Here is a 16,478-nt window from a genome sequence, read left to right as displayed (position 1 = left end):
AATACCATGATAAAATCAATTGAAATTGAATGATCCTATCACAATTCTATTACTAATTCTTTGATTGATTAGTTACGCATACTATTATTCTCCTTCTATATTTGCCATCCAATAATTCATTAAAAATGAAATCAGAAGTTTTTGTAGTAATAATGGCAGGAGGTGTTGGAAGTAGGTTTTGGCCGTATAGTCGAAACACAAGACCCAAGCAATTTATTGATGTATTGGGCAATGGTAAATCACTTCTACAAATGACCTACCAGCGTTTTCTGTTAACAACAAGCAAAGATAACATATTGGTTGTAACTAATGACATATATGCGGATTTGGTGCAAGAACAGTTGCCTGACATGAATCCAGAACATATTCTGACGGAACCAGCTAGGAGAAATACTGCTCCATGCATCGCTTATGCTGCATACAAAATCCGAAAGCAAAATCCCGATGCTGTGATGGTAGTGACACCAGCAGATCATGCCATTTTTCAAGAAGAAAATTTCACCAAGGTAATTAAAACAGCAACCACTGCTGCTGTAGGTTCTGACAAACTACTAACTGTAGGGATCACGCCTAACCGCCCTGAAACTGGATATGGATATATCCAATACTTAGAAAGTGAAAATGAAGTAAAAAAAGTAAAGACTTTTACAGAGAAACCCGAATTAGCTTTGGCTAAGAAGTTTTTAGAAAGTGGCGATTTTGTATGGAATGCAGGGATTTTTGTTTGGTCTATTCCGGCAATTGTTAAATCTTTTGAACTTTCATTACCTGATATAGCTGAAGCCTTCGATGCAGGAGATTCAGAATATTACGAAAAGGGTGAGAAATCATATATCGATCGAATTTATCCACAATGCGAAAACATATCCATCGATTATGGCATTTTGGAAAAATCAAAAGAAGTCTATGTTGTGCAGGGCACTTTCGATTGGTCTGATTTAGGATCTTGGAATTCTCTTCACGAAATCAGAGAAAAGGATGAAAACGATAATGTGATAGATGGGCAAGTTATTCTTGGCGATTGCAAAGACAATATTGTCAAATCGGAAACAAAAAGATTACTTGTACTTGACAATCTGGAAGGCTACCTCGTTGGAGATTTTGATGACGTACTAATCGTTTGCAAAAAAGATCAAGACGCCCAATTTCGAGAATATGTAGCGCAAGCCAAAAAACTAAAAGGCGACAAATATCTCTAGCTTCGCTGCCTCATACTTTCGAATAAGATAACTCCAGCGGCTACAGATACATTTAAAGAATCAATCTGGCCTACGATAGGAATCATCAATTTCTCATCAGCTGCATTGAGCAATTCTTCAGAAATTCCATCCTCTTCAGAACCCATGATAATGGCCGTTGGGATAGACAAATCAGCATCAAATACTTTTTTTTCTGTCTTTTCTGTACAAGCAACAATTTGAAAACCACTGTCTTTCAAATACTTGATGGAGTGTGTCAAACTATCTTCTTTGCAAATGGGCAGGTAACTTAATGCTCCTGCAGAGGTTTTAACGGCATCAGAGTTAATCATCGCTCCTCCTTTGGTCGGAATAATCACTCCATTTACGCCCGCACACTCTGCGGACCTACAAATCGCTCCAAAATTTCGAACGTCAGTCACTCGATCCAAGATCAGAACCAATGGAGCCAATCCGTTTTCATAGCTGTTTGCCACAATATTGTGCAGCGTAACAAAATCTATTGGAGAAACAAATGCTACTACTCCTTGATGGTTTTTTCTGGTCAATCGATTGAGCTTTTCTACTGGCACTTTAGACACAGTTACCATTGACCCTCTGAGCAATTCAACCAATTCCTTAGTCAAATCATTCTTTAAGTCCTTTTGAAGAAATATCCGCTCTATGGTTTTTCCTGATTTGATCGTTTCGATTACGGCACGGGTGCCAAATATCATATTATCAGGTTCTTCTTTTCTTGGGGGTCGTTTTACAAATCTCCGGTTCTCCATTTTTGTACTGCCGTAAACCACGCCTTATTGAGCGACTTCTCGCGAATGAGGGAATAGTGGTATTGAACAAATAAGTTGCGTGTTTTGGCAAAAATAAACTTTAAATCACCATCGAATGTCTTATACTCCCATATTTCTAACTCCTCTTTTTTTGTAACTACTTCTGGCGGACCAAATGCGATATAAATCATGCCTCGATCTGTCTTCCATCCATTTTTATAATCCGTAAATAGCGCGTTAGCAAACTTCACTGATCGAAAATATTTTTTAATCGTTTCAGAGGCCAGTTTCTTATCATCAATATGGCTGAGCCAAAAATTATTAAAAGCCAATTTCTTATCTTCTGCGCTGTTCAGTTCTTCAAACTCATCGCCAGTACAGATATATTTCAGCGCTTCGATCAGCTCCCCAACTTTTTTATTTCGAGGGTAATATTCCTTGTGACTTAAAATAGACACCCCTTTGTCCGAAGCTGTATCATTCTGAATAAAATATAAGTAATCAGCTTCATTGAGCATCATACCCCGCCTAAAAGCCAATCGCTTTTTTATCTGTAGCATTTCGCCAGAAGCTACTCCATCCACTACCATGGGTGGGATGGCAGCGGGAAAATTTTCTTCATACAGGTAGGCATGGAATTGATCTTTTTGACTAGCATCATCAATATCTTCAAACCAAACTGAATCCGATTTTTTATACCCCTCGTAAAACATGGCTTCATTATCCCCACCATAAATAATGTTGGCTAATGGAAATGCCAAAGAAGCATTGATTGGAATTCCATACAAGTAAGGTTTCCCTAAAAAGGAAAATTGTACTACCAAATAATTACTCTCCTCTTGAGCATAAAAATCCAATTCAATTACATTCTTAATAAACCCAGAATCAACTTTTACTAAGATTGGCTCTATTAAACTTTCTTGCCCTGAATTAATTTTTTTCTGCTCATACAATTCAAACTCTTCAAGCTTATCTGAAGGAAGCACCTTCACCAAATGAAAAGTTAAAATCAGTTTATAAAGGGAGTCTTGTTGTGCAATTTGATAATCAATTTTGACTGGGTCATGATTGTAGAGGTAACTAAAGTTTTCTTTCGTTAGGTCGTGAGCATTCATATTTGGCCCTGAAACCATCAAGATAATTAGAACTAAAGCAGTATAGAAGTATTTGAAAATGCACATGAAACTAATATAAATCAAATTGGACACTAACCTATAAAATTGACTTATTTTTGCGCCCTATGGCAACATACACTACAGAAATAGCCTCGGACAAAATAGTATCCGACAACCCCATTCATCAAAGATTGCTTCAGGCCTACTATGAGGCTATGCCATTTGTGAAAGGTAAAGTCCTCGAACCTGGATGTGGTGAAGGTCGTGGTATTTCCGTTCTTTCACCATTGGCTGATAGCTATTTGGCTCTGGACAAAATCGAAGAAGTGGTGGAGAATCTAAAACCCAAATTTCCTGAAGTTGAATTTAGAGCTGCGGTCTTTCCTCCTTTTGATCAGATCGAAGACAATTCATTTGATACAGTCATTACCTTTCAGGTGATCGAGCATATTAAAAATGACAAACTGTTTCTAGAAGAAATTCACCGAGTGCTAAAACCAGGCGGACAAGCGGTCATTACGACACCTAATATTAAAATGTCACTCTCGAGAAATCCATGGCACGAAAGGGAGTACACCAATCAGGAACTAAAAGACTTAGCGGGTAGCATTTTTTCGCAAGTAGACATGAAAGGTATTGCGGGCAACGAAAAGGTGATGGAATACCATGAACAAAACAGGACTTCAGTAGCTCGAATTACCAGATTCGATGTTTTCAATTTGCAATACAGATTGCCGAATGCGCTATTGAGAATTCCATATGATTTACTCAATAGGCTCAATAGAAACAATCTGCAAAAACAAGATGAAGGGCTTGTCACCGAGATAGAACGGACAGATTATTTCTTAAGAGAAGAGCACGAAGAGAATCTGGATCTTTTTTGTGTAGTCACCAAATAGTAGTTGTACAAAATCACATTTTATATAGCTTTGCCAAACAGTACAACGGGTCGTTAGCTCAGCTGGTTTAGAGCGCCGCCTTGACAGGGCGGAGGTCGCTGGTTCGAATCCAGTACGACCCACATTTTATTAAAGAGGTTACTTCAAGTAACCTCTTTAATTTTATACCTCCACTCACACCAATTATTAACCACCCTCAATTTTTTGATTTGCCATATTGCATGGGATTGATGTACCTTTCTTTTTCTATTAAATCAAATACCTGAAAAATGAAACAGCTTTTAACCCTCCTTCTTATTTTCGGAACGCTTACGGTTAGTGCCCAAAAAAGAAAATCATCAAGTTCTACACCTCAGTCAGTGCTCAGCGAAACTTCAGTTGATGGAATGAAGTTTCGTCATGTGGGCCCAGCACTCATGTCTGGACGTATTGCTGATTTTGCCGTCAATCCAGCAAACCCAACAGAATACTATGTGGCCGTGGCCTCAGGTGGCGTTTGGAAAACAACCAATAACGGAAATACCTATGAGCCCATTTTCGATGGTCAGGGAAGTTATTCTATTGGTGTAGTCACCATGGATCCAAACAACTCCAATGTGATCTGGGTGGGCACTGGTGAAAACAACAATCAAAGAAGTGTGGCTTATGGCGATGGAATTTATAAATCCTTGGATGGTGGAAAAACATGGCAACAAATGGGTCTGAAAAATTCTGAGCATATCGGCTCAATCGTAGTCGATCCCAACAATTCAGATGTGGTGTATGTGGCAGCCATTGGACCATTATGGAACGATGGTGGTGATAGAGGGCTTTATAAAACCACAGATGGGGGTAAAAACTGGGAACTCATATTACATATTGACAAACACACAGGAATAAACGAAGTACACATGGATCCTAGAAATTCGGATGTACTTTATGCTACTTCTCACCAAAGAAGACGGCATGTATTTACTTATATAGGCGGAGGGCCAGGTTCTGGTATTCATAAGTCAACAGATGGAGGAAAAAACTGGAAGGAAATCAACAGCGGCTTACCTAAAGTAGATTTAGGCAGAATCGGTTTGGCGATTTCACCAGCTAACCCTGAATACATTTATGCGATTGTAGAAGCCGCCAGAGGAGAAGGAGGGTTTTATATTTCTACTACCAGAGGCGAGTCTTGGGAAAAAAGAAGTAGCTATTCTTCTAGTGGAAATTACTACCAGGAAATCATAGCAGATCCTGTAAACCCAGATAAAATCTACAGTATGAACACCTGGATGCAAGTGTCTGTGGATGGTGGCCGTACCTTCAAAAATGTAGGTGAAGACGCCAAACATGTGGACAACCATTGTTTATGGATCAACCCTGCTAACACTAATCATCTGCTTGCTGGATGTGACGGCGGCATTTATGAAACTTGGAATAGTGGAAAACACTGGTCCTACAAGGCCAACCTTTCCATCACTCAATTCTACAAAGTCTCTGTGGATAATGCCAAACCTTTCTATAATATCTATGGAGGTACTCAGGACAACAATAGTCTCGGTGGACCGTCCAGAACAGTGAGCGCCAGCAGCATTGTCAATTCGGACTGGTACATCACTCAGGGTGGCGACGGATTTGAAACGCAAATTGACCCTGAAAACACAGACATCGTATATGCGCAATATCAGTATGGAGGACTGACTCGATACGACAAGAAAAGTGGAGAGCAAAAAGGCATTCAGCCCAAGGAAAGAAAAGGAGAAAACGAATACCGTTGGAATTGGGATGCACCACTTCAAGTAAGTGCTCATCAGCCGCAGCGACTCTACTTCGCCGCCAATAAGCTTTTCCGGAGTGACGACCGAGGAGATAGTTGGGAAGTGTTAGGAGATGATCTGACTGCTCAAATCGATAGAAACAAATTGGAAGTCATGGACAGAATCTGGAGTGTAGATGCTGTCGCCAAAAACCGCTCTACTTCTCCTTATGGAACAATTGTCGCATTCTCTGAATCACCATTAGATGAAAATCTATTGGTGGTAGGAACCGATGACGGATTGATTCAAATCTCAAAAGATGGGGGACAATCCTGGAGAAAATCATCAAGTTTTCCAGGCATTCCTGCCAATACTTATGTGAATATGGTATTCACTTCTAAGCATGATAAGAATGTAATTTATGCGGTATTTAACGACCATAAAAGAGGCAATTTCAAACCTTACGTTTTGAAATCTTCGGATCAGGGAACCAGCTGGAAGAGCATCAGCGCAAACCTTCCAGAAAGAGGTTCGGCCTATTGCATAGAAGAAGACCACAAAGATGCCAATTTGCTTTTTGCAGGTACAGAATTCGGTGCTTTCTTCTCCGACAATGGCGGACAAGAATGGAAGCAGCTCAAAGCTGGATTACCAACTATCGCGGTGCGCGACATAGCCATACAAAAAGATGAAAATGATTTGGTACTGGGTACTTTCGGACGTGGTTTCTATGTGCTCGATGATTACTCTGCATTGAGAAATGTGAGTAGCACGTTGAGCAAAAACGCTGAGCTGTTCCCTGTGAGAGAAGGTCTACTTTTCGAATATTCTTACCCGTACGGGCTGAAAGGAAAATCCATGCAAGGAGACAACTTCTATACGGCTGAAAACTTAGGCTCTGAAGTAATATTTACTTATTTCATTAAAGACGATATCAAATCGAAAGCTGATCAAAGGAAAGAACAGGAAGCTGAAAACGTGAAGAAAAAAGCTAACAACTACTTCCCTTCCTATGAGGCTCTAAAAGCGGAAAAAGAAGAAGAAAAACCAGTACTTCTCTTCACCATTCAAGATGCTAAGGGTAACATAGTAAGAAAACTCAGCACTACCCCGGCAAAAGGTATCAACCGGCTCAACTGGGACTTGCGCAATACAGCTAAGGGTCCGATTGACTTAAGCACACCGGCTTTCTACAATCCATGGGCAGGTACCAATGAAGGCACGATGGTCGCTCCAGGCAATTATTCAGTTGTGATGTCTTCTATCGTAGCTGGCCAAGAATCTGTGCTCGGCAAGCAATCATTCAATTTGATTCCGATCAATAATACGACGCTTCCTGCATCTGATAGAGCAGCTTTGGCGGAGTTTATGACCAAAGTAGGGAAACTCGAAGGCAGAGTATCTAGTGTGTCACAAGCTCTGAGCGAAATGAAAGGCGAGATGAAATACATGAATGCAGCCATTCTCGCGACTCCAAAATCACAAAGCGAATTGTTGGCGTCTTACAATGCCATCGAAGAAGAGCTGAATGCCTTGAGCATCAAAGTGAATGGCGATCCATACAAAGCCAAACTCGATATGGGACAAGTACCTTCCTTGAGCAGCCGCGTCGGGTCACTCGGATGGGAACAAGCCACTTCAACTTCTGCACCTACACAGACACACCGAGATGTATATAAAATCACGGTAGAAGAACTAGAGCCAATATACGCTGCCACCAAAGAACTGCTAGAAGTGAAAATGGCAGCTTTCAAGAAAGAATTGAAAGCCGCTGGCGCGCCATATACGCCAAGGAATTTGAGGTATTTGGATTAGTGATTTTCATCCATAGCTCAGGATTTAAACCCTGAGCTATGGATGTTTTAAATTCTGATCAAATCAACAAAAAGTGCTGTCGCAACGGTGTCACCTTTTGTTTTGGTATTATTTTTAATTTCGACTGAATTGTTACGCGCAGAACTATGTCAATTTTTTATAAACTGCATTTTTACAAAGATGAGGACGGAGAATATACTAAACCAGTTAGTGCAAGTATCTCTGAAATAGAAAGAATCATTGAAAATAAATGGCCAAGTGAAGGATATCTGGAAGATCTAAAGATTATTAATATTTCAGATAATCAAAATAACCAAATTCTTCTTCACAATTGTAGAAGAGGTGTGTATGAGGTTTATTATCTAGATTCTGGAAATAACAAATATCATTATCATAAAAAAAGTAGAATTGAATTGATTTTAGAATCGATGCGTTACTTTTTTGTTTCTGATTTTTCCAAACTAAAAGTTAGTCTAAACAAGACAACAAAAGATAGAAAATATTTAAGAGAAGAGCTTCTCAAAAATCATAATTACACTCTTACTCCGAAGAGAAATTGGAAGGAATTAAAATGGTTTTTTACTTTAGGTATTCCGTACATCTTAATGTTTACATTTTTCGAATTCTCAATTCTTAATCAAAAGAACCAGAATGAATTCAGTATAATAATGTCACTTATAATTTTTGCTCTTGGGCTTTTTCTTTGGCTTCCTGGACTACTAATACATTGGCAATACTATAAAGACAACGCCAATCTCAGAATTATAGTCACAAAAGGTAATCCCGAAATTCTCGTTGAATATGGTGATATCAAAAAGCGATTTCTGAAAAATGATATTAAAACTGTTCTAAAAACAACAATTGAAAAAGAATCATTAAACGTTGTTGTTGGAGGTCGAGTCCCATGGCTGTTTTATGGATATACCGAAATTGAATTTGAATCAGGTGAAATTATTAATTTAACTAATTTACTAGTTGATCAGTTATTCATCCTTGATAAATTCAAAAACGACAATGTCAAAAGAGGATTAGTTCAAAGAACATTTCCTATCATCAGAAGAAGAACATTTTTAAGCACTGGCTAATCCCGGTTGGTCGTAGTTGAATTGCTACTAAAGCTTTCTAGGCATTTGAAATTCCCAAATCAGAGAAGAACACATCACACTGCCTGTCGACGGACAGGGATGCACTCAATCACGTGATTAGTTGTCATTTCGAACGACAGAGAGAAATCTTCTTGACCTTATAAGTGCAATTAAATTTTGATGAGATTTCTCCTTCGTCGAAATGACAAAAAACTATAGACACAGTTTAAGGTATCAAAGCAACTGCTCCTGAAAATGCACCTTCTGGTATTGCGAAGGCGTGTGATTGGTTAGGGACTTAAACTTTCGGTTGAAGTTGGAAAGGTTCACAAAGCCGGAGCGATAGCAGACTTCTGTTACGTTTATCTCCTTATTGAGCAACAGTTTGCACGCATGTGCCACGCGTAGTTCATTCAAGAAACTCACATACGTCTTTCTGGTTCTTTGTTTGAAGTAACGGCAAAAAGCAGACGGCGTCATATTCGCCACCTCCGCCACTTCATCCAACGTGATCGGACGATGGTATTCTTTCATGGTAAACTGGAAAATGTCATTCAAGCGCTTGCCTTCAGATTCATCCACATTCAAGTTGTGAGGCTCATTGGACAGCCATTGGTGTTCGTCGGTTTGGCTTAGTAAGTTAAAAATGTTGAGTAGGGAAATGATTTTGGTTATCCCATCATGCTCTTCGATCTCAGTTATGATTTTGGATACCCGTCGTTTGGCATCGCCATTCAGTTTGAGGCCTCTCACACTTTTTCGCATAAAATCGTTGACACTGCGCATCTCAGGCAACTCAAAAAAGTCCTTGCCAAAACTTTCTGAATCAAAAAACACACAAATTGCATGACACATTTCTGTACTATCCTCCTCATAATAAGAAGGATCACTCTTTAAAACATGCGGGACATTAGCTCCAAAAATAAATACATCGCCTTCTGAGAAATTGCCGATATAGTCCCCTTGGATCACCGTACCATGGCCTTTAACAATCAGTGTAATTTGCGATTCAGGATGCTGGTGAAGAATATCATAGAACTGGGGCATGATATCGATCTGTACCCTAAATGAGGAATCGTCTGTCTTCGGAATTTTAAATGGTAAAACCTTCATAACTCATCAAATTATCATTTTCTAATTGCTGCTTCATCGATCAAATGCGCTGAATAGTACCACTATTCACTACAAAAGATATTATTTATACATTAATATCAAAACAAACCCTTATATGATGTTAATATAGTATTAGTATCAATCAAATATTGATAAGCCACGCATTTTCCCTTGCTCTACTTTTACAAAAATTTTAAATTGGTTGAGAAAGTCATATAAACAGAAGGAGCCAGCCTTGTTCCCAATGATTGACTCTGATTCACCTAAGGATATTTAAACAGTAAAGACATGAAAATTAATTGGCAAGGCGTATACCCCGCAATTACCACCAAGTTTGATGCAAATGACAATCTTGATTTGGATGCCTTCAAAAAAAATCTTGAAGTGCAGCTTGAATCAGGCATACACGGTGTCATCTTAGGCGGTACATTGGGCGAAGCCAGTACCCTCACAGAGGAAGAAAAAGATGTGTTGATCAAAAGCACTATCGAAGTGACTAAAGGAGATATTCCGGTGGTGATCAACATTGCGGAGCAAAGCACAAGAGGAGCCATAGCTGCAGCCAAAAGAGCAGAAAGCAATGGAGCCAATGGATTGATGCTCTTGCCTCCGATGAGATACAAAGCGGACGATAGAGAAACCGTAGAATATTTCAAAGCAGTGGCGAATTCAACTTCTTTACCGATCATGATTTACAACAACCCTGTAGATTATAAGATTGAGGTAACGATCGACATGTTCGAAGAGCTTCTGCCTTGTACTAACATCCAAGCAATCAAAGAATCAACCAGAGACGTAACTAATGTGACTCGCTTAAAATCTAAGTTCGGAGATAGATACGCAGTACTTTGTGGTGTAGACACGCTGGCCATGGAAACTTTAATCAATGGTGCCGACGGTTGGGTTGGTGGATTGGTTTGTGCTTTTCCAGCAGAAACAGTAGCTATTTATGAGCTATTCAAGGCAGGCAGAATTTTAGAAGCTGCTGCTATCAATCGCTGGTTCATTCCACTTTGCGAATTGGATTTACATCCAAAATTGGTTCAATACATCAAATTAGCAGAAGTGGCAGAAGGCATCGGAACCGAACATGTAAGAGCACCACGATTGCCAATCATCGGTAAGGAAAGAAAAGAAGTATTGGAGATCATTGATGCAGGCATAAAGTCAAGACCAATACTTCCTGATTATAAGGCTTTGGCTGTATAAATAAATAGGATTAAAAGCCGTCATTGCGAGTGCAACGAAGCAATCTCGTTCTATTAAAAGTGATAAGATTGCTTCACTATGTTCGCAATGACGTTAAAATTATTCATTCATTCAAAATTACCCCATGCACGGAAACAACAGGATAGGATTCGAATTATCAGACAAAGGAACAGCTACACTGCAATCTTTTAACCCGGCCACGGCAGAGACTAGAGCAGGTCAATTCAAAGGAGCAACTGGAGAAGATATCGAGGCAGCTATGGCAAAAGCCGAAACGGCTTTCGGCAGGTATAGTCAAACCTCACCTGAACAAAGGGCTCAATTCTTAGAAGCCATTGCAGATGAAATTCTAAGTCTTGGCGATGAGTTGGTGCAAGCAGCGATGGAAGAATCTGCTTTGCCAGAAGGACGAATCGTTGGTGAACGTGGTCGTACCATGGGGCAGTTGAAATTATTCGCTTCACTACTACGAGATGGAGCATGGGTAGAAGCCACCATCGATACGGCGCAACCTGATCGAGAGCCGCTACCAAAACCTGACATCAGAAAAATGCTCAGGCCTATTGGTCCAGTGGTAGTATTTACGGCAAGTAATTTTCCTTTGGCATTTTCTACTGCAGGAGGAGACACCGCTTCAGCATTGGCTTCAGGTTGCCCAGTGATAGTGAAAGCTCACAATTCACACTTACAAACCAACGAATTGGTATCTGACGCTATCGCAAAAGCAGCCGAGAAAACAGGCATGCCAGATGGCGTTTATTCTTCATTGGCAGGAGAGGGGATTGAATTAGGTACTACTCTAGTCAAACACCCAAAAACAAAAGCAGTTGCCTTTACAGGTTCTCTGGGAGGTGGCATGGCGCTATACAAAATGGCTATAGAGCGAGACGAACCAATCCCGGTCTTCGCCGAAATGGGAAGCATCAATCCAGTGATCTTCCTGCCAGAAAAATTAAAAACTGAAACTGAGCAACTAGCCAAAACTTATGCTGGTTCTATCACCCTTGGGGTAGGACAGTTCTGTACTAATCCGGGATTGTTGATTGGCCTTGAAAGTCCTGAATTGGATCAGTTTTGTGAAACTTTGGCCAGTGAAATATCCGTCAGTGCAGCGGCTACTATGCTCAATGAAGGAATTGCGAAAAGCTATTCCGAAAACAAAGAAACTTCGTTAACTCAAAACGGCGTAAAGTTAATTAGTTCGAATAATGTGGAAACCCCTCGCAACGGTGCTAACGCTGCCGTCGCGAGGGTATCTGCTACCGACTTTCTGATCAATTCAAGTTTGCAACACGAAGTATTTGGCCCTTATTCCCTGGTAGTGACTTGCCAAGACCAGGCTCAGTTGGATGAAGTCATCAAGCAGCTCAATGGACAATTGACCATAACGTTCATGGGTAGTGAAAATGATTTCAAGTCATTCGAACAACAGATTCAATCTGCGGAGAAAAAGACAGGACGTTTGATCTATAATGGTGTACCAACCGGCGTAGAAGTTTGTGCTTCGATGCAGCATGGCGGGCCATTTCCGGCAGCCACGGATAGTCGATTTACTTCTGTAGGTTCTGATGCCATCAAAAGGTTTGCACGACCGGTAGCTTTTCAAAATGCTCCACAGTTTCTTCTTCCTGTTGAGTTGAAGGATGAAAATTCAAATCAGATTTGGCGCAGTGTGAATGGACAATGGACTGACGAAAGAATATGAAAAATTTAGTGAATGGTTGTTGGATAGGGCTTGTGTTGCTTGTAGTTAGTTGCACAGGCCCTTCTGTTTCTGAAAAGGACAGACTTTTTGAAATTATTGCTGCCAATGAAGCCTTTGAAAGGCAAGAATTTTCAAGCCTATCAGACAATTACAATCACTTGCCCAATATGAGTGAAGCGGCCATCAAAAAGAGAGCTGATTTCACTCGGGATATTATTTCTCAATTGGAAACTATTGACAAAAACCAATTGAGCTTTGAAGATCAGATTACACTGGCACTTTTTCAGTTTGTACAAGAGGATAAGGTTACTCAATATGACCTAAAAGGGCATCTCAACCCTATTCTGGCCGATGATGGTTTTCATATCTCATTTGCATTCACGCCCGAATATTTTTCATTTACAAGCAAACAAGACTACCTGAATTATATCGGTGTGTTGGAATCATTTCCACAGTATGTAAAGCAGCATATTGCACTGATGCGAAAAGGTTTGAAAATTGGAATGGTGCAGCCCAAAATCATTTTGGATGGTTACGAAGTCACTTACAATAACCACATCGTTGACAACGCAGAGGAGAGCCTTTTTTACCAACCATTTTTAAACCTACCCGATCAATTATCTGAGCAAGAGAAAAAAGAGCTACAAGAAAAAGGGGCGCAGGCTGTAAGCAACGGGGCAGTTGCTGGCTATCAGCTATTTTCTGAATTCATGACCAATGAATTTATTCTAAAAACAAGAACAACCATTGGAGCCAGCGAACTGCCAAAGGGAGATGCATTTTATCGACAGCGAATTAAATACTTCACCACGTTGGAATTGAGCCCAGACTCGATCCATCAATTAGGACTTCAGGAAGTTGCACGAATCAAAGAGGAAATGCAAACCATTATTGATGACGTGGAATTCGATGGGAGCTTTACTGAATTTCTTACATTTCTAAGAACCGACCCGCAATTCTATGCCGATACACCAGACCAATTGCTCAAAGAAGCAACCTGGATTTCGAAATCCATGGACGGCAAGTTGCCTAAACTATTTGGAAAGTTGCCCAGACAGCCTTACACCGTCAAACCAGTACCTGATCATCTAGCACCTAAATATACGGGCGGTCGATATTCTCCGGGTTCGCTCGACGCTAATCAACCAGGCGAATATTGGGTAAATACCTATGCGCTAGAAAGCAGACCATTGTATGTGCTAGAAGCCTTGTCCTTTCATGAAGCCGTACCGGGACATCATTTGCAGGAAGCTTTATCTAGAGAATTAACGCATTTGCCAGACTTCCGACAGTCACTTTACCTCTCCGTATTTGGAGAGGGATGGGGTTTATACTCAGAGTTTCTAGGACTTGAAGCAGGTTTCTACAAAGATCCTTACAGCAACTTTGGAAGGCTCACTTATGAAATGTGGCGCGCCTGTAGATTGGTGGTAGACACCGGCATTCATGCCAAAGGTTGGACGAGAGACCAAGTGATGGAATATATGGCCGCCAACACCGCCCTGTCCTTGCATGAAATCAAAACTGAAACGGATAGATACATTTCCTGGCCTGCTCAGGCTTTGTCTTACAAAATTGGAGAATTGAAAATAAAATCCTTACGAAAAAGGGCAGAAGAACAGTTGGGTGATCAATTTGACATTCGTGGATTTCATGATCTGATTTTGTCGCAAGGCACAGTCACTTTGGAGATTATGGAAGAGATGGTTGAACAATATATTAATGAGGAAATGAAAAAGTGATTTGATGAATCATTCCCTCCTTAATTCATTCAAACTTTAATTATGAAATACATAGAAGCAGAAGAGCTCGAGCAATTATTGACTTATGATGAATTGATTCCAAAAATCAATGAGGCATTTGCTCAGGATTATAACATCCCCATGCGCCACCATCACCAGTACCCTAACCCAAAGGAAGGCATAGAGTCCACATTGCTTCTGATGCCAGCTTGGGACAATGGCGAAAACCTCGGCGTCAAAATCGTGAATGTCTCGCCCAATAATGCTCAGCACAATCTTCCATCCATCCAAGGACTATATATCTATTTTGATTTACAAACGGGTACACCAAAAGCTTTGATGGATGCTAAAAAACTAACCGTAAAAAGAACCGCTGCAGCTTCTGCCCTGGCTTCAAAGTATTTGTCGCTAAAGGAAAGCACAACACTTTTAGTGATTGGGACAGGGGCATTATCTGCCGAATTGATTCAGGCGCATTGTTCAGTCCGACCCATATCAAAAGTTTTGGTTTGGGGCAGATCAATAGAAAAAGCACAATCGGTTGTTGATTCTGTCAAGCTTGAAGGAGTCACTATTAACACCATTTCAACAATTGAAGAAGGTCTGAAACGAGCAGACATTATCAGCTGCGCCACGCTCAGCCCGACTGCATTAGTATTTGGCAAAGATTTGAAGCCAGGGCAGCACTTGGATATGATCGGCGCCTACAAACCCGACATGCGAGAGATGGATGACGAAGTTTTGGCCAAAGCCGAGATCTACGTGGATAACATAGAAGGTGCTACCAAAGAAACAGGTGATTTGGCCATCCCAATTACTAATGGCACATTTAAGGTTGAAGACATCAAAGCTGATTTATTTGAATTAGCTCAAGGCAAAAAAGAACTCAGTAGAAGCCCTGAAGCGATTACTTGCTTCAAGTCCGTGGGACATGCCTTAGAGGATCTGGCAGCAGCCACTTTGGCCTACGAGAAAAGTGAAAGCAGATGAAAAGAGAACTTTCAGAACGCAGAAATCCCCCTCCGTCCCCCTTTGAAAATGGGGATTGAAAAACGTAACTAAAAGAAACCATGGCTAGAAAAACATTTTTTTGTGTAGACGCTCATACCTGTGGCAATCCCGTTCGCGTAGTAGCCGGCGGAGGCCCTAACTTGATAGGCGCTAACATGAGTGAGAAGCGCCAGCATTTCCTCAAGGAATACGATTGGATCAGAACTGGATTGATGTTTGAACCTCGAGGCCACGACATGATGTCGGGCAGCATGCTCTTCCCTCCTTCTGATCCTCAAAATGATGTTGGGGTTCTTTTTATTGAAACGAGCGGCTGCTTACCCATGTGCGGTCATGGTACGATTGGTACCGTAACCATTGCTATTGAAGAAGGGCTAATTACGCCCAAAGTACCCGGAAAATTGAGACTAGAAACTCCAGCTGGGTTGGTTTTGGTTGAATATTTACAAGAAGGGAAAAAAGTGAAATGGGTCAAATTGACTAATGTCAAATCTTATCTAGCTGCTGAAAAGTTAACCATTGAAAGCAAGGATTTGGGCGAACTCACATTTGATGTGGCTTATGGTGGGAATTTCTACGCTATTGTCGATCCTCAAAAAAATTTCGCGGGCGTTCACAAGAATACCGCCGGAGATTTGATCCGCTGGAGCCAAGAACTCCGCAACAAAATCAATGAGAAATACGAGTTTGTACATCCTGAAAATGACACCATCCGAGGACTGTCTCACATGCTATGGACTGGAGACCCTTTGGATTCCACCTCCACAGCACGAAATGCTGTTTTTTATGGAGACAAAGCCATAGATCGCTCACCCTGCGGCACAGGCACCTCCGCACGTTTGGCACAATGGCATGCCAAAGGAAAATTAAAAATGGGTGAAGAATTTGTACATGAGAGTTATATAGGCTCTAAATTTATTGGAAGAGTGGTGGAAGAAACTATGCTTGGCGATAAACCTGCGATAATTCCGAGTATTCAAGGCTGGGCGCAGGTGACTGGGTATAATAATATTATTATTGATGATGATGATCCGTACGCGCATGGGTTTCAGGTTATATGATTAGGGAATAAATGATTTAATGTAACA

General features: G+C 40.7%; 12 protein-coding genes and 1 tRNA gene. 10 read left to right on the top strand and 3 right to left on the bottom strand.

What is annotated here, in order from left to right; all coding sequences use genetic code 11:
• Positions 1 to 125: 125 nt before the first annotated feature.
• Positions 126 to 1,199: a mannose-1-phosphate guanylyltransferase gene (locus ABJH98_RS16030; RefSeq protein ID WP_348308715.1), complete on the top strand. Its 1,074-nt coding sequence runs from the start codon at positions 126 to 128 to the stop codon at positions 1,197 to 1,199.
• On the opposite strand, the gene rlmB is transcribed toward ABJH98_RS16030, so the two are convergent.
• Together rlmB and ABJH98_RS16020 are read right to left on the bottom strand one after the other, a co-directional pair.
• Positions 1,196 to 1,969 carry a 23S rRNA (guanosine(2251)-2'-O)-methyltransferase RlmB gene (gene rlmB / locus ABJH98_RS16025; protein WP_348308714.1) on the bottom strand — a complete coding sequence of 258 codons (774 nt, stop codon included), beginning with the start codon at positions 1,967 to 1,969 and terminating at the stop codon, positions 1,196 to 1,198. The genes ABJH98_RS16030 and rlmB overlap by 4 nt on opposite strands.
• Positions 1,948 to 3,150, bottom strand: a complete 1,203-nt coding sequence (locus ABJH98_RS16020) for a GWxTD domain-containing protein (RefSeq protein ID WP_348308713.1) — start codon at positions 3,148 to 3,150, stop codon at positions 1,948 to 1,950. Before ABJH98_RS16020 ends, rlmB begins: the two co-directional genes overlap by 22 nt.
• A 59-nt stretch (positions 3,151 to 3,209) precedes the next feature.
• Between ABJH98_RS16020 and ABJH98_RS16015 the strand changes: the two genes are divergently transcribed.
• The 4 genes from ABJH98_RS16015 to ABJH98_RS16000 all read left to right on the top strand — a co-directional run bounded on the left by ABJH98_RS16015 (position 3,210) and on the right by ABJH98_RS16000 (position 8,610).
• Complete coding sequence (locus tag ABJH98_RS16015) at positions 3,210 to 3,983, top strand: class I SAM-dependent methyltransferase (protein ID WP_348308712.1); 774 nt, start codon at positions 3,210 to 3,212, stop codon at positions 3,981 to 3,983.
• A gap of 47 nt (positions 3,984 to 4,030) precedes the next feature.
• Positions 4,031 to 4,105: transfer RNA gene (locus ABJH98_RS16010), tRNA-Val, on the top strand.
• A 147-nt stretch (positions 4,106 to 4,252) separates the two neighbouring features.
• Positions 4,253 to 7,525, top strand: coding sequence for a glycosyl hydrolase (locus ABJH98_RS16005; RefSeq protein WP_348308711.1), 3,273 nt, complete (start codon positions 4,253 to 4,255; stop codon positions 7,523 to 7,525).
• A gap of 146 nt (positions 7,526 to 7,671) precedes the next feature.
• Positions 7,672 to 8,610 (top strand): hypothetical protein, encoded by a 939-nt coding sequence (locus ABJH98_RS16000; protein WP_348308710.1) that lies wholly within the window; start codon positions 7,672 to 7,674, stop codon positions 8,608 to 8,610.
• A 234-nt stretch (positions 8,611 to 8,844) separates the two neighbouring features.
• Here the strand turns inward: ABJH98_RS16000 and ABJH98_RS15995 are convergent, their stop codons facing one another.
• Positions 8,845 to 9,723, bottom strand: coding sequence for an AraC family transcriptional regulator (locus ABJH98_RS15995; protein WP_348308709.1), 879 nt, complete (start codon positions 9,721 to 9,723; stop codon positions 8,845 to 8,847).
• A gap of 288 nt (positions 9,724 to 10,011) precedes the next feature.
• Here ABJH98_RS15995 and ABJH98_RS15990 point away from each other — a divergent pair, with 288 nt between their 5' ends.
• From ABJH98_RS15990 to ABJH98_RS15970, 5 genes are all read left to right on the top strand, one after another.
• Entirely contained in the window at positions 10,012 to 10,932 is a 921-nt protein-coding gene (locus ABJH98_RS15990; RefSeq protein ID WP_348308708.1) for a dihydrodipicolinate synthase family protein, read from the top strand.
• A 124-nt stretch (positions 10,933 to 11,056) separates the two neighbouring features.
• On the top strand, positions 11,057 to 12,637 hold the full coding sequence (locus ABJH98_RS15985) for an aldehyde dehydrogenase (NADP(+)) (protein ID WP_348308707.1): 1,581 nt from the start codon (positions 11,057 to 11,059) through the stop codon (positions 12,635 to 12,637).
• Positions 12,634 to 14,379 (top strand): DUF885 domain-containing protein, encoded by a 1,746-nt coding sequence (locus tag ABJH98_RS15980; RefSeq protein WP_348308706.1) that lies wholly within the window; start codon positions 12,634 to 12,636, stop codon positions 14,377 to 14,379. The genes ABJH98_RS15985 and ABJH98_RS15980 overlap by 4 nt, the downstream gene beginning before the upstream one ends.
• Before the next feature lie 42 nt (positions 14,380 to 14,421).
• Complete coding sequence (locus tag ABJH98_RS15975) at positions 14,422 to 15,369, top strand: ornithine cyclodeaminase family protein (RefSeq protein ID WP_348308705.1); 948 nt, start codon at positions 14,422 to 14,424, stop codon at positions 15,367 to 15,369.
• Between the two features lie 80 nt (positions 15,370 to 15,449).
• Positions 15,450 to 16,451: a 4-hydroxyproline epimerase gene (locus tag ABJH98_RS15970; protein ID WP_348308704.1), complete on the top strand. Its 1,002-nt coding sequence runs from the start codon at positions 15,450 to 15,452 to the stop codon at positions 16,449 to 16,451.
• Positions 16,452 to 16,478 lie beyond the last annotated feature (27 nt).

This window comes from Reichenbachiella sp. (genome assembly GCF_039969095.1).
In the GTDB taxonomy this organism is placed as follows: Bacteria; Bacteroidota; Bacteroidia; order Cytophagales; family Cyclobacteriaceae; genus Reichenbachiella.
Note: the sequence above shows the minus strand (reverse complement) of the source record. Positions and strands in the feature narration are given on the sequence as shown.